Here is a 22291-nt window from a genome sequence, read left to right as displayed (position 1 = left end):
CTTCTTTCTATAGAATAATCGAGTTTAATTTTTTAAATGTTTCACACGAGAGGAAATTTCTTTGTGACGACCATGTACCATTGGGCGAGCTTGCGGGTTACCTAAATAACCACAAGTCCGTTTAACGACATCACAAGTCTTAGGATCATGATTGCCACATTCTGGACATTCAAAGCCACGTTCAGTTGGATGGAAGTCCCCTTCAAAACCACAGGCATAACAATGATCAATTGGCGTATTGGTTCCTAAATAGCCAACTTTGTCATAAGCGTAATCCCAGACAGCTTCAAGTGCTTTGGGATTTTGCTGTAACATGGGGTATTCACAGTAGTGGATAAAACCACCAGAACAGTATTTTGGATAATCCTTTTCAAAATCAAGTTTTTCAAAAGGCGTTGGATTTTTGCGTACATCATAATGGAAACTATTTGTGTAATATTCTTTATCTGTAATATTTTCGACGATGCCAAATTTTTCAGTATCTAAACGGCAAAAACGGTCAGTCAAGCTTTCGCTCGGTGTAGAGTAGACACTAAAATGATAGCCGTATTCATTGCCCCAGTTGTCGGCATTTTTTTTCAGTTCTTTTAAAATATCCAGTGTAAAGTTTTTGGCCTCTTTATTGTCCTCCCAAACACCGCCGTAAAAGGCAGAAGCCACTTCATACAAGCCAATATAGCCAAGTGAAACCGTGGCACGTTTGTTTTTAAACAGTTCATCTACCGCATCCTGTGTAGCTAAACGTTTTCCAAATGCACCATACATGTATAAAATCGGTGCATTCGCTGGTTTAGCTTCTTTAACACGTTCAACCCGATAAACCAAAGCATCTTTAACGATCGCTAAACGTTCATTTAAAATTTTCCAGAACTTTTCTTGGCTTCCTTGCGCTTCTAAAGCGATTCTTGGTAAGTTCAAGGTCACAACGCCTAAATTCATTCGGCCAACATTTACTTCTTCACCTTGTTCGTCTTTCCAGCCTTGTAAAAAGGAACGACAGCCCATTGGTACCTTAAAACTACCTGTTAGTTCAACGATTTTATCATAGTTTAAAACATCAGGATACATGCGTTTCGTTGCGCATTCCAGTGCCAGTTGTTTAATATCGTAGTTTGGATCAGTAGGTTGCGCATTGACGCCGCGTTTAATTGTGAAAATCAGTTTTGGGAAAATAGCTGTTCGTTTTTCAATCCCTAAACCATTAATTCGGATTTGTAAAATCGCCCGTTGAATTTCTCGCTCAAACCAGTTGGTACCTAAACCAAATCCCAGAGAAGTAAAAGGGGTTTGTCCATTGGAAGTAAATAAGGTATTAATTTCATACTCAAGACTTTGCATGGCATCAAAAATATCTTTTTTCGTTTTCTTCTGAGCGAATGCTTTTTGGCGTTCTTCTCCTTCAATCCATTCTTGCGCATCTGCTAAATGTTTTTCATAATTACGTTCCGCAAAAGGCGCTAATAATTCATCAATCCGATCGGCAGAGCAACCACCATATTGACTGGAAGCTACATTGGCAATAATTTGAGAAATTTGTGCAGTGGCCGTTTGAATTGATTTTGGTGATTCGACATCAGCGTTCCCAATTTTAAAGCCATTGTTTAGCATGCCTTTAAAATCAATTAAACAGCAGTTTGTCATGGGCGTATATGGATGATAATCTAAATCGTGGTAATGAATGTCGCCTTTTTGATGGGCATTAGCCACGTGTGAAGGCAACATCTTTAAACCAATTGATTTTCCAACAATCCCAGCGGTTAGATCACGTTGCGTATTAAAAACGTCACTGTCTTTGTTGGCATTTTCGTTCACGACAGTCTGATCTTTATTAATTAATTTGCCGATAGATACATTAATATCAGTTGCTTTACTACGCTCAAAATCACGTTGGGTTCTGTAATGAATGTATTCTTCGGCTAAGGCATATTCATTGTTGGATAGCAGAGTATGTTCCACAATATTTTGAATTTCATAAATTTTTACGTTATTGGTAAAACGTTCGGCAATTTCTCGATTGACATCGGCAACAATCGATTGGACTTTTTGATGTGTCAAAGGAGTGACTTGGTCATGTATTTTTTGTTCAGCTTTGATCAAAGCATCGTATATTTTTTGATCATCGAAAGTCACTAAACGACCATCTCGTTTGACGACTTTAATTGTTGAGAGATTAACATCCTCGGCTTTTTCATCAGTAATCTTCATCATTTTATCCAGCTCCTTATATCTCGTTAGTAACTATCCTAATACAAAGGTCGGCTAAATTCAATCGATATATTGCGTATTTTTAGTAAAATATCACTAGACAAACACTATATATTGTGCTTGCGCTGTTTTGAAAAAATATGAAAACAAATGAAGAAAAGGATTGAGCAAATTTTTTTGTGTGAAAAAAATTCTTTGTCCAAATTAAAAAACAGCAAAGAGTTTTTTGCCAAATTGCTAAAAGCAACACTAAAAAATAACAATTATTAAATAATAATTGTTTGCGGATTTATTCACGAAATGCCAATTATTCTTTGACTACCGAACGATATTGTAAGATAAAACGATGTTCATTCAGATTTTTTCTTGGTAAAATAAGAGTAATAACAAAACGTTGGAGCGAGAAAAATGAAAAAAATTGTAGAAGTAAACCATGTCAGCAAGACATATGGTCGTTTAAATAATAAAACAGAAGTATTAGATAATATTTCGTTTACCGTTGATGAAGGCGAATTTGTGGGGATTATGGGTCCCAGCGGTGCTGGGAAATCGACACTGTTGAATGTCTTATCCTCGATTATTTTGCCAACCGCAGGAATCGTGCGTATCGCCGGACAAGATATTTTAAAAATGCGAGATAATCAATTAAGTGATTTTCGGAGAAACGAAATGGGGTTTATTTTTCAATCGTTTAACCTAATTGATACGTTAAATGTGAAGGACAATATTCTGTTGCCTTTAGCTGTAGAAAAAGTTTCATTAGAAGAAATGGATAAACGTTTGTTACATGTGACTTCGATTTTGGGGATTCAGGAGCTTTTATCTGCTTATCCACCAGAGATATCTGTGGGACAAAAACAACGGGTAGCAGCTGCTCGTGCTTTGATTACGAACCCTAAAATTATTTTTGCAGATGAACCAACTGGCTCGCTGGATTCAAAATCAGCAACAGAATTGTTGAAATATTTAGCTGAAATTAATCTACATGATGATGCCACAATTTTGATGGTGACACATGACCCGTACACGGCCAGTTTTTGCAATCGCATCTTATTCATTAAAGACGGTGCGATTTTCTCAGAAGTTGTTCGTCAAGGATCACGTAAGGAATTTTTTAATCGTGTGATAGATATGCAAGCAACGATTGGTGGAGGCGGGCGCGCAAATGATTTTTAAACTATCATTAAAAAATTTAAAAGCTCATGTACCTAATTATCTGGTTTATTACATTAGTATGACTTTTGCAGCGGTCGTTTATTATTGTTTCCGTGCGATTGCTTACAACCAGCCTCTTGTCGCAGGTGCAGGCCGTGATATCGAAATTAAGCGATCTTTAGGACTCGGTAGTACCTTAGTCACCATTATTATTTTGGGCTTTATGTTGGCAGCAAATCGTTTTTTTATAGGAAAACGTAGCCAAGAAATTGGCTTGTATCGATTAATTGGCTTGAGAAAGAGCCAAGTTTCACTAATTTTTTTAGTGGAAAATTTAGTTTTAGGCTTTGTTTCACTAATTAATGGGATTATTTTAGGAGTGATTTTCACCAAGTTGTTTTCAATGATTTTAGCCAAAGTTATGTTTTTAGAAGTGCCCAGTTTCTTCTATATTTCTTGGCGTTCCGTTATTGAAACCGGTGTAGCTTTTGCATTTATGATTCTGATTGTCTGCTTAAGAAGTATTTGGATGATTTATCGTTATCCATTGTCGCAGCTTATGCACCAAGAAAAAATTGGTCAAATTAATTATAGTCGTTTAACGAAACGGCGGCAGTTTCTAGGTATTTTAGGTCCTATTTGTTTACTGGCCGGTTATTTTATCGCGTTTGATTTTCGTAATTTAGCGACAGGTATTGTGTATAAACAATTAAATGATTCATTGGATATCTCGATTCCGATGATTATTACATTGACGCCTTTTATCATTTTGGGTCTATGTGTGGTGGGAACTTATTTATTTTTCCGTTATACCATGTATTTTATCATTCGCTTATTTAATCATAGAAAAAAATGGTATTACCAAGATTTACGCATGATTACTTTAGGCAATGCCAAACGCTACTTATTTAAAAGTAGCAAAACACTCACTGGTTTGACCTTATTAATTGCGACAGCCTTGAGTGGGATTGGCGTGATGGTTTTTGTGTATACGATTAGTATGCACACGGTCAACAGTGATGGTCCCGTGGACTTTTTAGTTTCACAGGAAAGCTATCCTAAATTGAAGAAAGTTCTCGATGAAGCGAAGGACACCAAAATAAAAAATGAAGTGATACTTTCTTATAAAATTACTGGAATTGAACGCAGTTTGCGAATTGGTCAAGCGCAAGAGGAACAAGAAACGATTGAAGCAGTTAATGTTTTATCCTTCTCCAACTACCGCAACTATCAAAAAATTAATCCTTATTTAAACGATTTACATTTAAAAAATGACCAAAGTGTTATCTATATGGATAGCTTTACCAATATTTTAAGTGGTATGTCTCGTTATGAATCGAAACTGCAATTTGTTGAAGGAGAGAAGGCACAACTGCAACAAGTGCTGCCTAACTATCTAGGTAATTTTTTATTGCAATATTCCTTACCAACGATTGTCGTTTCCGATGCCCTTTATCAGAAAGTGACAAAAAATTCCATTCAGTATCAGATTAACGCCGTAAATGTTGACACGAAAAGCCGTGAAAAACTTTATGAAGCCGTAAATAAACAGATTGCCACAGAATGGCAAGCGCCAATTTTGTATAAGTATGAAAAAAATAACCAGCAGTTGAGTGGTTTTGCCAAACAAATGCCTAACGAAGAGGTAAAGAATACGCAAGATGATGTCACAGAAACTTGGCGGCTAAATATGAATGATCGCTACGCCTCTTTACGCTATGAACGAAAAATTAACGGCTTGACTTTATATGTCTCCATGTTTGTGGCAATTTTAGCGTTGTTTATTACGGGCAGTATTTTGATGTTACGACAACTCTTTTCAGCTGTAAGTGAGCGTCAAGATTACGTGACTTTAAAACGGATGGGTGTTTCTAGTAAAGCGATAACTAAGCAAATTTATCGACAGAATAGTTTGATTTTCTTTCCGCCGATGGTCATTGGGATTTTGCATACTACCTTTGCCATTTATTTGCTAAGCCAATTTATTAAGAGTCCAGGATATTTGTTAGTATATCTTTCTTGTGGAATCTTAATAATTGTTTATCTAATTTTTTATATTTTAACGTCTGCCATTTATGCGCGGATGATTCGACACATCCATTTTTAAAAAACTGTAAAAGCCGTTGTGAAGCGGTTTTTACAGTTTCTTTATGCGAAAAAATTATGAGAGTTCCGTTTATGAAAATCATGAAAATTTAAGAAGTGACGAAATTGTTAGTTTTTTTATTAAATTGTAAGAAATTTCAATGGACTTTGCTGAAATATAGCATAAAATAATGGATAGCGATTAACCTTAGGAGGTGAATGATAATGAAAACAACTTTTCAGAAAATTCTCAATAACGAAAGTCTTAAATTCATCGGTAAAACGTTATTTTATTCTTTCATTGTCATTGCATTAATTTATCTTTATCATTACAAGAATATCAATGGAGGAACCTTCATTTATAACGAGTTTTAAGGAGGCGGCTATACATGGAAAAAGTAATTAATATGATTCAAACGATTGATGAATGGGCACGTAAAGAACCCCAACGGCCTGTTTATTTAACCGAAGAAAAAGTCTCTACGTATGGAGAGTTAAAAGAAAAGTCAGACAATCTAGCCGCTTATTTAGCTGAGCTGAAAACGGATAAGTCAGCGATTGTCGTATACGGAGAATTAGATTTTGAAATGATTGTGAGTTTTCTAGGCGCATCGAAAGCTGGTTTTAGCTATATCCCCATTGATGCACATACACCAAAAGAACGCATTGAACTAATTCTAAACGTAGCCAAACCAACCGCAGTGATTGCTGTGCATGAATGGCCTGAGTTAGCCACCGAAGTGCCAGTAATTACGGCGGAAGAATTAACAGAAATGATGATGCATGCACCTCGACATGCGCCTGCGTTGACGCCTGTCACAGGAGCAAGTAATTACTATATCATTTTCACTTCAGGGACAACTGGCGTACCAAAGGGTGTGCAAATCAGCCATGATAATTTAGTTAGCTTTACGAATTGGTTGTTGCAAGATTTTGGTTTAGAAGAAGGGGCCCGCTTTTTAGCACAGGCACCTTATTCGTTTGATTTATCGGTGATGTCTATTTATCCCGCATTGGCGTTAGGCGGCTCATTAACTCCGTTACCCAATGAAATCATTAACGATTTTAAACAATTATTTACGCGTTTGCCACAATTAACAATCGACGTCTGGGTTTCAACACCGTCTTTTATTGAATTGTGTCTAATGGAACCAAGCTTCGATGGTGAACATCTACCAGCACTGCGCACGTTTTTATTCTGCGGAGAAGAATTACCAAAACCAACGGCTGAGAAATTAGCCGCTCGTTTCCCAACTGCGCATATTTATAATACCTATGGGCCGACAGAAGCGACTGTAGCGATTAGTGCCATTGAAATCACTCAAGAAGTTTTAAAAAGTGTCCAACGTTTACCAATCGGGTATGTGAAAGAAGATACGCAAATTTATATTATGGAAGGCATGTCAAAATTACCTGCAGGTGAAATTGGTGAAATCGTCATTGCTGGACCAAGTGTTTCCAAAGGCTATCTAAATAATCCTGCGAAAACAGCTGAAGCTTTTTTCCAATTAGATGGCGTACCAGCTTATCGCACAGGCGATGCTGGAAAGTTAGTCGATAACCTATTGCAGTATGAGGGACGCTTAGATTTTCAAATTAAATTGCATGGCTACCGCATTGAGTTAGAAGAAGTGGATCATCACTTAACGAATGTTTCCTACGTGAAACAAGCAGTCGTTGTGCCGAAATATCAAGGAAATAAAGTCCAACAATTAATTGCCTATGTCGTTCCGCAAGCACATGAATTTTCAAGTGATTTTCAATTAACTAAGGCAATTAAACAAGAATTAGCCACGTTGACAATGGACTATATGATTCCGCAAAAATTTGTATATGTTGAACAATTACCTTTGACAAGTAATGGCAAAATTGATCGGAAAGGGTTGATGAATGAGGTGAATGCCACATGATGAATTTTCCTCATATGATTCCCTATAATGCACCGTATTACTTTGTTCTGCTAATTGCGGCCTTGTTGCCGATGATTTTAACTTTAGCCATTAAAGGGACACGTTGGCCTTGGTACCAAACACTCGTGACACTGGTCTTTCTATATATCAGTTTTGGTGGCGAATTTTGGCAACAAGGAGTCGCTCTGATTGTATATGTTATTTATCAAACGTTACTAACGTGGGGCTATGCGGCTTATCGAAAAAATAAAAATGCAGGTTGGGTCTTTTATCTGGCTGTCTTTTTAGCTATATTACCGCTTGTTTGGGTGAAAGTTTCTCCATTCATGACAGGCAAAACAACCTTACTTGGCTTTTTAGGGATTTCTTATTTAACCTTTAAAGCGGTCCAAGTGGTCATGGATTTACGGGATGGTGTAATGAAAGAATATCATCCGTTCCGTTACATTCAGTTTCTCTTGTTTTTCCCGACTATTTCTTCAGGACCTATCGATCGTTATCGGCGCTTTGAAAAAGATTTGAAAAACCCGCCGAGTGCGGAGAAATATTTAGACTTTTTAGAAAAAGGAATTTTTTATTTATTTCTAGGATTTTTATATAAGTTTATTATCAGTCATTATCTTGGTGGTGTCTTTTTACCACATGTGGAAAAAATGGCCTTGGCACAAGGTGGTTTATCCTGGTGGACAGTCGGCTATATGTATAATTACAGTTTGTATCTATTCTTTGATTTCGCAGGCTATAGTTTACTGGCCGTTGGCACAAGTTATTTAATGGGCTATGATACACCAATGAACTTTAACAAACCGTTCCTAAGTTGGAATATTAAAGAATTCTGGAATCGTTGGCACATGACCTTATCTTTTTGGTTCCGTGATTACATTTACATGCGCTTAATGTTTTTCTTAATGAAAAAGAAAGTCTTTAAAAGTCGGATTGTGACTTCTAATATTGGTTACTTTGCGTTGTTCTTAATCATGGGCATTTGGCATGGATTAACGTGGTTCTACATCGCTTATGGGCTCTACCATGCAACACTAATTTGTGTAACAGATGCTTGGCTACGTTTTAAGAAAAAACATAAAGACAAGATACCATCAAACAAATTTACACATGCATTTGCAGTCTTTTTAACTTTCCAAGCGGTTTGTGTCAGCTTCCTGATTTTCTCAGGATTTTTAGACAAACTATGGTTTAAATAAATAAAAATATAAAGGGGCAATTTACAATGAACATTCAAGAAACAGTATTAAACATTTTAGAAGATATTACAGGAACAGACGAAGTTGTGAACAATCAAGACATTAAATTATTTGAAGAAGGATTATTGGACTCTTTAGCGACGGTTCAATTATTAGTAGAAATTGAAGGACAATTAGGAATCCAAGTTCCTGTATCAGACTTTGACCGTGAAGTATGGGGAACACCAAAACAAATCATTCAACAAGTGGAAGCTTTACAATAATGTCTAGAAAAAAACGACTAATCAGAATCTTAGGTCCAGTGCTTTGTTCAGCGGTCTTGGTTGCAGTGTTCTTTTTTGCACCGTTCAGAATCAATTTAACTTCCGAAAAAACGTTGAAGGAAGCATCAACGTCAATGGCACCGAACGTTTTAAAAGGCAATGTGATTAAAAACAAAGCAGTGGCTTCTGGTAAATATGTTCCTTTTTTTGGCTCTTCTGAATTAAGTCGATTTAGTGCTTTCCACCCTAGTGTGCTCTCTGAAAAGTATCAACGGAACTACCGACCGTTTTTACTAGGAGAAGCGGGCACACAGTCATTAACCCAAGCAATGGTCATTCATTCGATGGGCGATGCGATTGCCAATAAGAAAGCGGTCTTTATTTTATCTCCGCAATGGTTTGTCAAAAAGGGTGTACCTAATGATAGTTTTGGTGCACACTATTCACAATTACAAACCTATCAATGGTTAGCTAATTTAACCGAATTAACCAGCGGTGACCAATATCTAGCACAACGTTTGACCAAATTTCCAGTTGTTCAAAAAGACAAAGTCTTAATGGAAACCTTGGCAAATCTGCAGGCAGGGCAACTTCCCCAACGCTCTCAACGAGATTATTTTATAATGAATCTCCGTTTCTTGAATCGTGAAGATGAATTGTTTAGCCAAATTGGCATGGTTAGCAGAGAACCAATTGTTGAAAAAGATATGAAACAATTACCTGCTACTTATAATTTTAATGAATTAGATCAGCTAGCTGGAAAAATTGCGGCAAAAGCCATTAATAATAATAAATTTGAAATTAGTAACGGTTTTTATCGCCAACGGATTAAACCAGTTTTACCGAAATTAGCTCATTCACAAAAGAAATGGGATTATCGTTTTTCTCCAGAATATGGTGATTTCCAAGCTGCGTTAGAACAGTTAGCAGAAAAAAATGTCGATGTTTTATTTGTAATCCCACCTGTTAACAAACGTTGGTCGGACTATACGGGCTTGTCACAAGATATGTTGCAACAAGTAGCACGCAAGCTGAAATATCAACTTCAAGAGCAAGGGTTTACTAACATTGCTGACTTCTCAACATGTAGTAATGAACGCTACTTTATGGCGGACACGATTCATTTAGGTTGGCGTGGTTGGCTCGCTGTTGATCGTCAAGTAGATGAATTTATGAAACAACCTGCGTCTAAAAAGTTAGCGTATCAAATTGATGATCGTTTTTATCAGACAGATTGGCAACAACAAAATCCATTGGTCTTACCTCAATTTTAAGAAGGCAAGATGGATCAAGTACCAATTATCTGAAGCGGACTAGAAACGCTTCGTAACAATGAAAATAGCCTGTACCTGCCGTTGAATAACGAGCGTGCAGGCTGTTTTTTCGTTTACTTTTAGTGGAGAACGTTGCTCAATTTATTTTTTGTAAGTATTTTTTTAGTTCGTGGTATAATGGATAAAATTGGTTTTTGAGGGGAGTTATTTTTATGGATGCAAAAGAAGAAAAAATGTTAATTGATTTAACAAGTGCTAAAGGGATTGCTGGGAATGAAGACGAAGTACATTCGTTATTTAAAAAGTATGCAGCACCGTATGCGGATAAATTTTTATATGATGGTCTTGGCAGTATTATTGCAAAAAATGTTGGTGATAAAGAAGGACCAAAAGTCTACATTTCTGGGCATATGGATGAAGTCGGTTTCATGGTTACCCAAATCACAGAAAAAGGCTTTTTAAAATTTCAAACCGTTGGCGGTTGGTGGGGGCAAGTGATGTTGGCCCAACAAGTTCAGATTAAAACCACGACTGGTAAGGTTTACCATGGTGTCATTGGGTCTAAACCACCGCATGTGTTAACAGCGGAAGTTCGTAACAAACCCTATGAGATTGCAGATATGTTTATTGATATTGGTGCAAGTAGCGATCAACAAGTTGCAGAATGGGGGATTCATCCAGGGGATATGGTGACACCATATATTGACTATCGTCGCATGAATGATACAAAATTTTTATTGGCAAAAGCGTGGGATAACCGAATTGGTACGGCCGTTTCATTAAAAGTTTTAGAAAATTTAGCGACAGAAGGGCACCCCAATATTTTATTTGCAGGCAGTGATGTGCAAGAAGAAGTGGGGCTACGCGGTGCGCAAACAAGTACGCATCTTGTGAATCCAGACATAGCGTTTGCTTTAGACACAGGAACAGCTGGTGACACACCAGGAATGACACCTAAAGAAGCCGACTCTGTTTTAGGTGAAGGGCCACAAATTTTGATTTATGATGCATCAATGATTCCGCATAAAAAATTACGTGATTTTGTTATTCAAGTGGCGGAAGAAAATAACATTCCCTTCCAATATACAGTGATTACAGGGGGAGGTACGGATGCTGGCCGCATGCATTTAACGCGCAACGGGATTCCATCATTAGCCATCACGGTGCCTGTTAGATATCTGCATTCACATACCTCAGTTATTCATGAAGATGATTATTTCAACACAGTCAAATTAGTCACAGAAGTGGTGAAACGTCTAGATAAAGAAACAGTCGCTAAATTGACTAGTTATTAGTTTCAGAAAGGATGGAATGAATGAAAAGTTTAGTAACAAATTCGCAACATCGTGCCAATGCTCGCAGAGCCCTTGATGGGCAATGGGGAATCATGGCTTGGTTAACTTTCTTAGGAGTGGTTTTACAGAGCTTCTTAACATCGATTGTGCAAAATTTATTTTCTGGTGAAAATCAAGTTTTTCAAAGTAGTTTTGCCGCAGTATTACTGCAAATTTTTGTTTTATTCGCGTTAAGTTATGCGCTATATTACGCAGCCTTGAAGGTGTTGCGTGGTGAAAAGGTGCGGGTCAATATTTTAATGAGTGTTTTTCAAGGAAAATATTATGGTCCGCTATTTGTGGTCAACCTACTTCAAAAAGTACTTGAACGTGTAATTGGTTTGTTATTTTTGTTACCAATTCTATTTGGGGCAGGGACAACCTTGTATTTCAAATTGATGTTTAATACAGTTACACCAGAGGAAGTCCAAGCCTTTTTCTTAAATGATTTTTCCTTTTTCCTAGCGTTTGGCGTCGCCTCTATCTTAATCTTTTTAATTGGTTTATTTGTGAGTGGCGTTTTTCAATTTGCTGTGTGGCTACGTTTTGATAATCCAGAACTGCCAATTATGATGGCGTTAAAACAGGCGTTATATTTAATGAAAAATCGTTTTTGGCAATATTTATGTTTACAATTTTCTTTTATTGGTTGGTATATTGTGGGCTTTTTAGCTATTGGTATCGGTCTATTATGGGTGATTCCTTATAACTATGTAGCGTTAGCTAGTTTTTATCAAACTGCCTTAGAAGAAAAAGGTTTAGCCGAAGAATAAAATAGAAGCTTGAATCCTTCGTCATCTCGACAAAGGGTTCAGGTTTTTTCTTTGGTATTTTTGTGAAAATTTAAGCGTTTTAACCTCGTTTTTCCGTTATTTTATGGTAACATGGAAGTATCGTATTGAAGGAGGTTGTCCACACATGAAATTGACTGTCTTAGGCTGTTTAGGTGCTTATCCATACAAAGGAGAAGGAACGAGTTCCTATTTGTTAGAATCTGAAGGCTTTCATTTGCTTATTGATGCAGGCAGTACGACATTAGTGCGTTTAGAAAACTATCTAGATCCATTGAAATTAGATGCTGTCATTCTGTCGCATTATCATCATGACCATATCGCAGATTTAGGCGTTTTACAATATTATCGTCAGCTTTATCCAACGCTGGAACCGACTCCTATTTTGCCAATATATGGCCATACACAAGATCAAATGCATTTCAAAGAACTAACGCTTCCTAACGTTTCCGAAGGGAAAGAGTATTTTGAAGCAGAAGAGTTGGCAGTAGGACCATTTTTGATTACTTTCATGGAAACGATTCATCCTGTCACTTGTTACGCGATGCGGATTGTTGAAAAAGCGACCGGCAAAGTCTTTGTCTTTACAGGAGACTCTGGTTACTTAGCAAGTTTTGAAGACTTTGCAAAAGACGCGGATTTATTCTTAGCGGATACGTACTTATTTGAAGGTAATGAACGACATCATGCACACTTTACGTCAAGAGAAGCGGGTGAAATTGCCAAAGCAGCACAAGTCAAACAATTGATGTTGACCCATTTACCACAACATGGGTCATTGGAACAACTACGTGAAGAAGCGCAAAACTATGCTGGAACGGAAATTCCAGTGACATTAGCCCAACCAGATTTAACAGTTGAGATTTAAAAAAGTAACTATACCAAGGGAGAGAACCGATTGTGATTTTTGTACCGAATGAAAATAATGACCCACGAGTGAACTTAGCAATTGAAACATATTTGTTAACAGAAATGCCTTTAGATGAGCCCATTCTTTTATTTTACATTAACGAGCCGTCAATCATTATTGGCCGTAACCAAAATACAATTGAAGAAATTAACAAAGAATATGTAGATGAGCACGGCATTCATGTTGTTCGTCGCTTAAGTGGCGGCGGCGCCGTTTATCATGATCATGGTAATTTGAATTTTAGTTTTATTATGCCAGATGACGGCAACTCTTTCCGTGATTTTGCGAAAGTTACCCAACCAATTATTCAAGCATTGCACGACTTAGGCGTTGAAGGTGCCGAATTAAAAGGGCGCAATGACCTAGTGATTAATGATATGAAGTTTTCAGGAAATGCGATGTACGCTACCAACGGCCGCATGTTTGCACATGGAACCTTAATGTTTGATAGTGATATTGATGAAGTTGTAAATACATTGAAAGTACGGAAAGATAAAATCGAATCTAAAGGTATCAAGTCTGTTCGTTCACGGGTAACAAACATTAAACCATTTTTATCTGAAGATAAACAAGAGATGACAACGGAAGAATTCCGCCAAGAAATTCTTTTGAAAATTTTCGGCGTAGATTCGATCGACCAAGTTAAAACGTATGAATTAACTGATCAAGACTGGGCGGCTATTAACAAAATTTCAGAGCAATACTATCGCAATTGGGATTGGAATTATGGTAAATCACCAGCATTTAACTTAGAACGTCGCCATCGTTTTCCAATTGGTTCAATTGAAATGAAAATGAATGTGGCGGATGGTGCCATTCAAGAAATTAAAATCTTTGGGGACTTCTTTGGGCTTGGTGAAATTAAAGATGTTGAAGATATTTTAACCGGCGTGAAATATGATAAAGCTTCTTTAGAAGAAGCCATTGATCAAATTGACGTTAAAAAATACTTTGGCAACATCGAAAAAGAAGATTTGCTTGGGTTAATTTATTAAAAAAAAGACAGCCGTTTCAAACGGTTGTCTTTTTTCTAGCTAAAAAATAATATTTAGCTTTTAGAAAGGTAGTGCTATGTGCAAAATCGTCGAAACGATTTTTATCAGGGAACTATCAAATAGCTCGCCTGCATATGTACTTGAACCAAGTCAAGTTCGGGAATTTGGTTATGTGCTTCACTATAAATCACTATCTGTAAAGAGTATACAAGATTTCCTTTCTTTTGTGATATCAAATTTTTACAGACAAAGTAGTAAAATTTGACGTTTCTTATTTTAGCAAGGTTATAGGCTTGTTTTGGGGCTTGAATTAGCAAGAATTAATAGTGATTTAAGGGGAAATATTAACATATGTAGAAATATTTTTATAAGAAATAACGAGAAAAAATCAATAGGTATGTTCTTGAGGGCTATTTTTTGACGTTTTCTGAATAAAACTTAATAAAAAATAGCGGAAACAAAGAAAAAATGTGCTTACAAGGAGCAATCCGCACTTAGCTAGGAAGTTAAGCCTGTGTATGTTATTTTCAAACAAATAATAAGAATCCTATTTCAATCCTTTACAGAGGAACAAGGACTTCGTATAATAAAGGGACGAAAAGGAGCGAAAGTGATGAGAAACGAAATGATGCATCGACCAGTCGTTAAACCAGAATTGGTTGAGTATATGCGTACAAAACAAAAGAAACTTCCCGGAGAATTAGGTGTAGTGGAGGCGGAAGCTAATGAAGCAGGGGTGCCGATTATTCCACACGAAACAGTAGTTTTTCTACAATTTTTGCTAGGACAACTAAAGCCCAAAAATATTTTAGAAATCGGGGCAGCAATTGGTTTTTCTTCAAGCTTGATGGCCCAATTTGTCGGTGAAGATGGTCACGTGACCACGATTGATCGTTTTGACGTAATGATAAAAAAAGCGAAGAAAACTTACCAACGCCTGGACTTAGAAGAAAAGGTCACTCTTTTAGAAGGACAAGCAGCTGAGATTCTACCAACGTTGGAAGGACCTTATGACTTTATTTTTATGGATAGTGCCAAATCAAAATACATTGAATTTTTACCTGAATGTTTACGGTTGCTACCAGTTGGCGGCGTTTTGATGGTGGATGATGTATTTCAAGCTGGGACAATTTTAGACCCTGCTGAGGAAGTACCGAAAAAAAATCGAGCGATTCATCGTAAATTAAACCAATTTTTAGATGTAGTCATGGCGCACCCTGATTTAACTTCTACTTTAGTTCCTCTTGGTGATGGAGTTATTTTAATTACCAAAGAGAAAGAAACGATTATTTTAGATAGTTAAAGAATGTCTTCACAAAAAGAAAGCGAATCATTAAAAAGCAAGTTCTTTTAATGATTCGCTTTCTTTTTTATGTTATTTAAAAAGTTATCTCGCTATTTCTAATTGAGAATGATAATCAGAAAATTCTCAATAGGACAGTATTATGCGTTAATAAAACCTCGTTTGTTTATAATTATTCTATTGACGGAATAATTATAAACTGTTATCCTTAAAGAGTAAAAAAACAGAGGAGGAACGACAATGAATTTAATTAATCAAAAACTTTTTGACTTTGAATGTGATGCCTATCACGATGGTGAATTTACACGAGTATCAACAGAAGATATTTTAGGAAAATGGAGTATTTTCTTCTTTTATCCAGCTGATTTTTCTTTCGTGTGTCCTACGGAATTAGGGGATATGCAAGAGCATTATTCGCATTTACAGGAATTAAATTGTGAGGTTTACTCTGTTTCAGAAGATAGTCATTATGTGCATAAAGCATGGGCTGACGCTACAGAAACAATTGGAAAAATTAAATATCCAATGTTAGCCGATCCCAACGGTCAACTTGCTCGTTTCTTTGGCGTTTTAGACGAAGCTTCTGGAATGGCTTACCGTGCTTCATTTATTGTGAGTCCAGAAGGGGACATCAAATCTTATGAAATCAACGACATGGGTATTGGTCGTAATGCTGAAGAACTTGTTCGTAAATTAGAAGCTTCTCAATTTGTAGCAGAACATGGTGATAAAGTTTGTCCAGCCAATTGGCAACCAGGAGAAGAAACAATTGCGCCAAGCTTAGATTTAGTTGGTAAAATTTAAATTCACTTTGTAAATAGAGGTCAAAGAGTTGGATAAAACAGAGAAAATGTTTTGTTCAGCTCTTTTTCTGAAACACAGAAGAAAGAGGAGAAGCAAGTGACAGAAGAAATCTACGATTTGATTATTATTGGTGGCGGCTCAGCTGCTTTATCTGCAGGTATCTATGCAGGTCGCGCAATGATGGATACCTTAATTATTGAAAAAGACAAAATTGGCGGACAGGTAACGACGACTTCTGAAATTGTGAACTATCCAGCGATTCGTCACACAACAGGTCCAGAACTAATGGAAGAAATGCGCATTCAAGCACAAGACTTCGGTGTAGCTTTTACAAACGACGAGATTATTGATGTTGATTTTAGTCAAACGATAAAAATTGTTCAATCGGCGAGTCAAACCTACCAAGCATATGCAGTATTGATTGCGACAGGGGCTTCTGCTCGTAAAATTGGTTTCCCTGGTGAAAGTGAATTTACAGGACGCGGCGTGGCCTATTGTTCTACTTGTGATGGGGAGTTTTTCCAAGGCCTAGATATTTTTGTGATTGGTGGCGGTTATGCAGCAGCGGAAGAGGCCGTTTATTTGACACGTTACGGTAAATCAGTAACGATGATTATCCGAGAACCTGATTTTACATGTGCAAAATTAACTGCGGAGGCGGCCAAAAATCACCCGAAAATTAAGATTGTTTATAACACAGAAGTGAAAGAAATTACGGGAGATGATTTTGTCCGAAAAGCTGTGTTTGTCAATAACCAGACGGGAGAAGAAACGGTTTATGAAGCGCCAAAAGACAGTACATTTGGTCTGTTTGTTTTTGCTGGAAATAAACCAAGTACAGAAATTTTTGAAGGGAAAATTGCCTTAGACCGTGGGTATGTGCCAACAACTGAAAATATGGAAACCAATATTCCCGGAGTTTATGCAGCAGGAGATTTACGAATAAAAGAATTACGTCAAATTGTGACGGCGGTTGCAGACGGTGCAATTGCCGCCACTCATGCGCAACGTTACGTGACAGAACAAAAAACACAGGCGGGCCAACCGATTGTAACGAAGCGAATGACTGAACGATTAGCTAATCAATCTGCCCCTGAAACAAACAGTCAGCAACCAAAAGAAAAACAGCCAGCGAAAGTTACTGGTAAGCATCAGTGGTTCCCAGAAAGTATGCGCCAACAATTAAGCGGTATTTTCGCTAAACTAACCAAAAAAGTGACATTGCTTCAGTTTTTGGATGCAAGTGATGAAAAATCATTGGAACTTCAGTCATTCTTAACAGAATTTGCAAGTCTGGATCAGAAGATTACTTTAGAAACGATTTTGAAAGATACTGAGCCAGCCAAAGAATTGCTGTATGGGATTGAAAAAATGCCTAGCGTTGTGCTCTTAGATGCGGCAGGAAACTATACAGGAATTAAATTTAGTGGTATTCCTAGTGGCCATGAAGTAAACTCGTTGGTTTTGGCGGTTTATAATGTCGGCAGCGAGGGGCAGCCGTTAGAAGCAAGTCTGCAAAAGAACATACTTGCATTGCCAAAAAGAAAAATAGAAATCTTTGTTTCACTAACATGTCATTTCTGTCCCGATGTCGTGGCGGCTTGCCAACGGATTGCATCAATTAATCCTCATGTAGAAGCAGAAATGGTGGACATTAGTCTATTTCCAGAGTTGAAAAAAGAAAAGAAAATTATGAGCGTTCCAGCAATGCTAATTGATGGCGAACAAATGATTTTTGGTTCAAAAACAATGACCGAAATTATTGAAGCCTTGGCTTAAAAGAGGCGGAAAAAAGTAATTAACCTAAAGAACCTAAGTCATTCAAAAAAGTGAGAAATACGTCGAGATGACGTATTTCTCACTTTTTTCGCATAGTTAGTCAAGTACCTTTTTTGATTAAGCGATTGAGTTTCCTAAAAAGAATTAAAAAGACACAACAGCAAATGAACAACAGGCTTCCTGTTAGTGGTAAAAAGATACCTTGCATGTAGCTATCGATATGCATTAAACCAGGTACCTCGCTGAAAAAATCATGGATAAACTGTTGAATGAGCTTATTGGCTAGAAAAGCAGCTAAAGGCAAAACAAAAATCAAATAATAGAGGGGTTGTAAGGCATAGCTAATTAAAATTTGTAATTTTGTCGTACCTAAAAGAACTAAGATCAGTAAGTCGTTTTTTTGCTCTAAAAAAGTTAGGAAGAAAGTTCGGCAAATATAACTAATCAGGAAGAAAAAGAGTGTTCCAGCGCTGATTCCAGCCAAACCTCTGAAAATTTTCAAGGGAGGAATCACTGCATAATTATCAAGAAGAATCATTTGTGAAAGCCATCGAGAAAACAACAAAGTCAATAATAGAGCAGAAAAAGTCAGAAAACTAATAATAAAGATAAGAATCAACGTACTAAATTGGTTTTTTGAGCGCCACGCATTTTTGAGAGAGTCTGTGAATAAGTAAAGAATCGAATACATCATCGCGTCCTTTCTGAAAAATTTTTGGTCTAGAGGAAAAGTTATGTAAAAGAAAAGACGTTATCTCCTGCCAACTAGCCACTGAAAGAGATAACGCCCTTGCTGGAAACAAGAACTGGATTATTTCACCAATACTAATTTTTTTAAAGGTTCAACCCCAAATCGTTGTTCTTGCTGTAAAAGAATTTCGGCACAAGCTCGGCTATCTTCTAAAGCATCATGATGATTATTTAAAGTGATATTGAGGTTTTCACAAACGGTATTTAATTTATGATTAGGAAATTCAGGAAACAGTTTGCGACTCGTTTTGACTGTACATAAAGAAAGGTAATTAGGTTGTTCTAAGCCATAGTAATCTAAACAGCCAGCCAAAACACTACAATCAAAACTTGCATTGTGAGCGACCATTAACCGATTTGGTTGAAAACAATGCTGAATTTGTTGCCATACTTCAGGGAATTTGGGCGCATTGACAACATCTGATTCATGAATGCCGTGAATTTGCGTATTTCGCCAGAAAAAAGGTGTTTCTGGTTTGATTAACGTGTAAAATTCATCCACAATCCGACTATTTTCTACTTTAACAATTGCAATGGAACAGGCACTATGTTTATCATAACTAGCTGTTTCAAAGTCAAAAGCGTAAAAGTTCATTAAAAAAACTCCTTTCAACGCGTTGAGTAACACTTAAAAATCAAGTACAACTTCCACTGGACAATGATCACTACCAAGAATATCTGTATGGATTTTAGCACTGACTAAACGTTCATTCAAGGATTCTGACACAACGAAATAGTCAATCCGCCAACCTGCGTTATTTTTTCGTGCGTTAAAGCGATAACTCCACCATGAGTAGATGCCTTCAGCTTCTGGATAAAAATAACGGAATGTATCAGTGAAGCCACTGTCTAATAACTCAGTAAATTTTTGCCGTTCTTCAGGCGTGAACCCCGCATTTTTTTGATTGGTTTTCCAATTTTTTAAATCAATCTTTTGATGAGCTACGTTTAAATCACCGCAAAGAATTACGGGTTTTTCTTGATTTAATTCGTTTAAATAGGCACGAAAAGCATCTTCCCATGTCATTCGATAAGCTAAACGCTTTAGTTCAGCTTGTGAGTTTGGTGTGTAGCAAGTGACCATGAAAAATTCTGGATATTCTAAAGTGATCACGCGGCCTTCTTGATCGTGAGTCTCGATACCTAAGCCATAGCGAACACTTAACGCTTCTTCTTTAGCGAAAATTGCTGTGCCAGAATAGCCTTTTTTTTCGGCGTAATTCCAATACTGATGATAGCCAGGAAGTTCTAACTCAATTTGCCCAGCTTGTAATTTTGTTTCTTGTAAACAGAAAAAATCTGCATCTAATTCATTAAAAACATCCATAAAATTCTTTTTAACAACCGCTCGTAAGCCGTTGACATTCCAAGAAATACATTTCATTGTTGAAACTCCTTTCAAATAAGAAACGCTTCTGCTCGTTTCAGTGCAAACCAGAACCAAAGAAAAGGTCGCTTGGTGCTTTCTTCTATTCTAATACTTTTTAAAGAAGTTTTAAATACTTGAAAAGAAAAAGAGAAAATGACTGATTTTTGGAAAGAAGTAGTCTATGATAAAATAGTAAAAAGAGCAGAAATGAGGACAAACGAATGAAAATTGGAGTCATTGGTTTAGGAAACATTGCACAAAAAGCGTATTTGCCAACTTATAGTGAATGCCGCCACTTGGCAGAGTTTGTATTAGCAACTAGGAACCCAGAAACACGACAAAAAATCGCTGATCAGTATGGCTTTACAGAAACCGTTGAGACCGTAGAAGAATTGATTGAAGCGAAGATTGATGCTTGTTTTGTCCATGTAGCCACAAAAGTGCATGGTGCAGTCGTTCGCCAATTATTACAGGCTGGTATTCACGTCTTTGTGGACAAACCTTTAAGTGAAGAGCTTGCTGAAGTCAAAGAATTACAAGCATTGGCAGCAGCAAAAAATCTGCGCCTGATGGTTGGCTTCAATCGTCGTTTTGCCCCTTATACGGAAGTATTGAAAAATATTCCTGAAAAACAAACAATTTTTATTAAAAAGAACCGCATCAATACAACGAGAGAAACAAGTTTTATGATGTATGATTTATTTTTACATGTCGTTGATACCGCAGTTTATTTAGCGGAAGGACCGCTCCACGTGGTGCAGTCAAAATTAGTGGAAGAAAACGGTTATTTAAAACGAGCAATTTTACAATTAGAAACCGAACAGACAACGATTGTTTGTTCCATGGATTTACACTCTGGGGCCAATACTGAAACTTTTGAAGTCACCAGCCCCACAGGTACTTATCGCTTGGAAAATTTAACGCATTTGACCATCCAAACAGAAGAAGAATACCAAGTAAAAGAGATGGGAGATTGGACGCCAACATTGGAAAAAAGAGGTTTTTACCAAATGGTTACTGCTTTCATTCAGGCCATTCAAAAACCGCAAGAGCAAGAGTTAAAACAAGAAAAAGTCTATGAAAGTCATGCGTTATGTGAAGAAATGCTACGCCAACAACAACGGCATGTTCTTTAAAGAGGACTAGCAACTTTCTTTCTATCATGCTAGAATAAGACAGATATTTTGAAAAGAAAGGACTAACTTTCGTGAACACTAAAGCTATGTTAGAAACATTAAACGAAATTACTTTATTAGTAGATGAACCATTAAAAAACGTAACCTTTACCAAAACAGGCGGCCCAGCTGATGTGTTGGCCTTACCCAAAACAAAAAAAGAAGTTGAAGAGATTGTGGCGTATTGCCGAGAACAAGGACTTTCATGGTTAGTATTAGGCAATGCTAGCAACTTGATTGTTCGTGATGGCGGTATTCGCGATGTCGTGATTATGCTAACAGAAATGAAAGAAATCAAAGTAGCCGGTACCACCATGATTGTGGATGCTGGTGCCAAGCTGATTGATACAACCTACGAAGCCTTAGCAGCTGATTTAACTGGTTTTGAATTTGCTTGTGGCATTCCGGGAAGTGTCGGTGGTGCTGTTTATATGAATGCTGGAGCATACGGCGGGGAAATTAAAGATGTTTTCCAATCTGCAGAAGTGCTGTTGGCAGATGGAACTATCCAAACAATGACGAAAGAAGACCTGAATTTCCGTTATCGTCATAGTGAAATTCAAGAATTACATTGTATTGTCTTGCAAGCAACGTTTGCTTTAGAAAAAGGAAACCATGCAGAAATTAAAGCCCAAATGGATGAATTAACGGAACTTCGTGAACTGAAGCAACCGCTAGAGTATCCCTCTTGTGGCAGTGTCTTTAAACGCCCTGTTGGTCACTTTACAGGGAAATTAATCCAAGACGCTGGCTTACAAGGCTTAAAATGGGGCGGTGCTCAAATTTCCGAAAAGCATGCGGGATTTATTGTTAACATCGATCATGCAACCGCAACAGATTATGTGGAATTAATTGCACATATCCAAGAAGTGATTAAAGAAAAATTTGATGTTGAATTACAAACGGAAGTTCGAATTATTGGTGAAGAAGTCTAAAGACTCTTTAATTTTTCGAATGAAAATTAAGTATACTTGTATTATGATCATA

The 22291-nt window shown here is 37.1% G+C and carries 20 protein-coding genes; 16 read left to right on the top strand and 4 right to left on the bottom strand.

Translation table 11 applies throughout. The features are described 5' to 3' along the window. Positions 1–24: 24 nt before the first annotated feature. On the bottom strand, positions 25–2208 hold the full coding sequence (nrdD, locus tag IGJ46_RS10490; protein WP_430613807.1) for an anaerobic ribonucleoside-triphosphate reductase: 2184 nt from the start codon (positions 2206–2208) through the stop codon (positions 25–27). A 405-nt stretch (positions 2209–2613) separates the two neighbouring features. Between nrdD and IGJ46_RS10485 the strand changes: the two genes are divergently transcribed. The 14 genes from IGJ46_RS10485 (at position 2614) to IGJ46_RS10420 (ending at position 18010) form a co-directional block, all read left to right on the top strand. Then, the gene (locus IGJ46_RS10485) at positions 2614–3381 is read left to right on the top strand and encodes an ABC transporter ATP-binding protein (protein WP_002356382.1); all 768 of its coding nucleotides are present in this window, start codon (positions 2614–2616) and stop codon (positions 3379–3381) included. Beyond that, the gene (locus IGJ46_RS10480) at positions 3371–5467 is read left to right on the top strand and encodes an ABC transporter permease (RefSeq protein WP_016633788.1); all 2097 of its coding nucleotides are present in this window, start codon (positions 3371–3373) and stop codon (positions 5465–5467) included. The genes IGJ46_RS10485 and IGJ46_RS10480 overlap by 11 nt, the downstream gene beginning before the upstream one ends. Before the next feature lie 203 nt (positions 5468–5670). Continuing rightward, positions 5671–5820: a teichoic acid D-Ala incorporation-associated protein DltX gene (locus tag IGJ46_RS10475; RefSeq protein WP_002356384.1), complete on the top strand. Its 150-nt coding sequence runs from the start codon at positions 5671–5673 to the stop codon at positions 5818–5820. A gap of 14 nt (positions 5821–5834) precedes the next feature. Next, positions 5835–7355, top strand: coding sequence for a D-alanine--poly(phosphoribitol) ligase subunit DltA (dltA, locus tag IGJ46_RS10470; protein WP_002368807.1), 1521 nt, complete (start codon positions 5835–5837; stop codon positions 7353–7355). Beyond that, entirely contained in the window at positions 7352–8557 is a 1206-nt protein-coding gene (gene dltB / locus IGJ46_RS10465) for a D-alanyl-lipoteichoic acid biosynthesis protein DltB (protein ID WP_002382500.1), read from the top strand. Before dltA ends, dltB begins: the two co-directional genes overlap by 4 nt. A gap of 26 nt (positions 8558–8583) precedes the next feature. Then, the gene (gene dltC / locus IGJ46_RS10460) at positions 8584–8820 is read left to right on the top strand and encodes a D-alanine--poly(phosphoribitol) ligase subunit DltC (protein ID WP_010710673.1); all 237 of its coding nucleotides are present in this window, start codon (positions 8584–8586) and stop codon (positions 8818–8820) included. Beyond that, positions 8820–10094 carry a D-alanyl-lipoteichoic acid biosynthesis protein DltD gene (gene dltD, locus IGJ46_RS10455; protein WP_002356390.1) on the top strand — a complete coding sequence of 425 codons (1275 nt, stop codon included), beginning with the start codon at positions 8820–8822 and terminating at the stop codon, positions 10092–10094. Before dltC ends, dltD begins: the two co-directional genes overlap by 1 nt. A 212-nt stretch (positions 10095–10306) precedes the next feature. Next, positions 10307–11389 carry a M42 family metallopeptidase gene (locus IGJ46_RS10450; protein WP_218391245.1) on the top strand — a complete coding sequence of 361 codons (1083 nt, stop codon included), beginning with the start codon at positions 10307–10309 and terminating at the stop codon, positions 11387–11389. Positions 11390–11409: 20 nt separating this feature from the next. Next, a complete protein-coding gene (locus IGJ46_RS10445) occupies positions 11410–12201 on the top strand; it encodes a DUF975 family protein (RefSeq protein WP_002376501.1) in 792 nt (263 codons plus the stop codon). 145 nt (positions 12202–12346) lie between these two features. Next, entirely contained in the window at positions 12347–13087 is a 741-nt protein-coding gene (locus IGJ46_RS10440; protein WP_002356393.1) for an MBL fold metallo-hydrolase, read from the top strand. A 32-nt stretch (positions 13088–13119) separates the two neighbouring features. Further along, entirely contained in the window at positions 13120–14124 is a 1005-nt protein-coding gene (locus tag IGJ46_RS10435; RefSeq protein WP_002356394.1) for a lipoate--protein ligase, read from the top strand. 613 nt (positions 14125–14737) lie between these two features. Further along, positions 14738–15427: an O-methyltransferase gene (locus tag IGJ46_RS10430; RefSeq protein WP_010712765.1), complete on the top strand. Its 690-nt coding sequence runs from the start codon at positions 14738–14740 to the stop codon at positions 15425–15427. Positions 15428–15667: 240 nt separating this feature from the next. Continuing rightward, positions 15668–16231, top strand: coding sequence for an alkyl hydroperoxide reductase subunit C (gene ahpC / locus IGJ46_RS10425; protein ID WP_142956518.1), 564 nt, complete (start codon positions 15668–15670; stop codon positions 16229–16231). 96 nt (positions 16232–16327) lie between these two features. Continuing rightward, positions 16328–18010, top strand: a complete 1683-nt coding sequence (locus IGJ46_RS10420) for an FAD-dependent oxidoreductase (protein WP_142956519.1) — start codon at positions 16328–16330, stop codon at positions 18008–18010. 100 nt (positions 18011–18110) lie between these two features. Here the strand turns inward: IGJ46_RS10420 and IGJ46_RS10415 are convergent, their stop codons facing one another. The 3 genes from IGJ46_RS10415 to IGJ46_RS10405 form a co-directional block, all read right to left on the bottom strand. Beyond that, the gene (locus IGJ46_RS10415) at positions 18111–18701 is read right to left on the bottom strand and encodes a hypothetical protein (protein ID WP_010708899.1); all 591 of its coding nucleotides are present in this window, start codon (positions 18699–18701) and stop codon (positions 18111–18113) included. A 120-nt stretch (positions 18702–18821) separates the two neighbouring features. After that, on the bottom strand, positions 18822–19355 hold the full coding sequence (locus IGJ46_RS10410; RefSeq protein ID WP_010823130.1) for a 3'-5' exonuclease: 534 nt from the start codon (positions 19353–19355) through the stop codon (positions 18822–18824). Between the two features lie 33 nt (positions 19356–19388). Then, positions 19389–20144, bottom strand: coding sequence for an exodeoxyribonuclease III (locus tag IGJ46_RS10405; protein WP_142956520.1), 756 nt, complete (start codon positions 20142–20144; stop codon positions 19389–19391). Between the two features lie 206 nt (positions 20145–20350). On the opposite strand from IGJ46_RS10405, the gene IGJ46_RS10400 reads away from it, so the two are divergent. After that, positions 20351–21265, top strand: coding sequence for a Gfo/Idh/MocA family protein (locus tag IGJ46_RS10400; RefSeq protein ID WP_142956521.1), 915 nt, complete (start codon positions 20351–20353; stop codon positions 21263–21265). Between the two features lie 86 nt (positions 21266–21351). After that, the gene (murB, locus tag IGJ46_RS10395; protein ID WP_002387193.1) at positions 21352–22239 is read left to right on the top strand and encodes a UDP-N-acetylmuramate dehydrogenase; all 888 of its coding nucleotides are present in this window, start codon (positions 21352–21354) and stop codon (positions 22237–22239) included. Positions 22240–22291: the final 52 nt, after the last annotated feature.

Source organism: Enterococcus sp. AZ120 (assembly GCF_050546165.1).
GTDB classification, from domain to species: domain Bacteria; phylum Bacillota; class Bacilli; order Lactobacillales; family Enterococcaceae; genus Enterococcus; species Enterococcus faecalis.
This window is presented reverse-complemented; position numbering and strand designations above follow the sequence as displayed.

What these genes read in the sequence shown, in the direction of transcription:
- nrdD (WP_430613807.1), bottom strand. Translation starts at nt 2,208, where the DNA reads ATGATGAAGATTACTGATGAAAAAGCCGAGGATGTTAATCTCTCAACA.
- IGJ46_RS10485 (WP_002356382.1), top strand. Translation starts at nt 2,614, where the DNA reads ATGAAAAAAATTGTAGAAGTAAACCATGTCAGCAAGACATATGGTCGT.
- IGJ46_RS10480 (WP_016633788.1), top strand. Translation starts at nt 3,371, where the DNA reads ATGATTTTTAAACTATCATTAAAAAATTTAAAAGCTCATGTACCTAAT.
- IGJ46_RS10475 (WP_002356384.1), top strand. Translation starts at nt 5,671, where the DNA reads ATGAAAACAACTTTTCAGAAAATTCTCAATAACGAAAGTCTTAAATTC.
- dltA (WP_002368807.1), top strand. Translation starts at nt 5,835, where the DNA reads ATGGAAAAAGTAATTAATATGATTCAAACGATTGATGAATGGGCACGT.
- dltB (WP_002382500.1), top strand. Translation starts at nt 7,352, where the DNA reads ATGATGAATTTTCCTCATATGATTCCCTATAATGCACCGTATTACTTT.
- dltC (WP_010710673.1), top strand. Translation starts at nt 8,584, where the DNA reads ATGAACATTCAAGAAACAGTATTAAACATTTTAGAAGATATTACAGGA.
- dltD (WP_002356390.1), top strand. Translation starts at nt 8,820, where the DNA reads ATGTCTAGAAAAAAACGACTAATCAGAATCTTAGGTCCAGTGCTTTGT.
- IGJ46_RS10450 (WP_218391245.1), top strand. Translation starts at nt 10,307, where the DNA reads ATGGATGCAAAAGAAGAAAAAATGTTAATTGATTTAACAAGTGCTAAA.
- IGJ46_RS10445 (WP_002376501.1), top strand. Translation starts at nt 11,410, where the DNA reads ATGAAAAGTTTAGTAACAAATTCGCAACATCGTGCCAATGCTCGCAGA.
- IGJ46_RS10440 (WP_002356393.1), top strand. Translation starts at nt 12,347, where the DNA reads ATGAAATTGACTGTCTTAGGCTGTTTAGGTGCTTATCCATACAAAGGA.
- IGJ46_RS10430 (WP_010712765.1), top strand. Translation starts at nt 14,738, where the DNA reads ATGAGAAACGAAATGATGCATCGACCAGTCGTTAAACCAGAATTGGTT.
- ahpC (WP_142956518.1), top strand. Translation starts at nt 15,668, where the DNA reads ATGAATTTAATTAATCAAAAACTTTTTGACTTTGAATGTGATGCCTAT.
- IGJ46_RS10415 (WP_010708899.1), bottom strand. Translation starts at nt 18,701, where the DNA reads ATGTATTCGATTCTTTACTTATTCACAGACTCTCTCAAAAATGCGTGG.
- IGJ46_RS10410 (WP_010823130.1), bottom strand. Translation starts at nt 19,355, where the DNA reads ATGAACTTTTACGCTTTTGACTTTGAAACAGCTAGTTATGATAAACAT.
- IGJ46_RS10405 (WP_142956520.1), bottom strand. Translation starts at nt 20,144, where the DNA reads ATGAAATGTATTTCTTGGAATGTCAACGGCTTACGAGCGGTTGTTAAA.
- IGJ46_RS10400 (WP_142956521.1), top strand. Translation starts at nt 20,351, where the DNA reads ATGAAAATTGGAGTCATTGGTTTAGGAAACATTGCACAAAAAGCGTAT.
- murB (WP_002387193.1), top strand. Translation starts at nt 21,352, where the DNA reads ATGTTAGAAACATTAAACGAAATTACTTTATTAGTAGATGAACCATTA.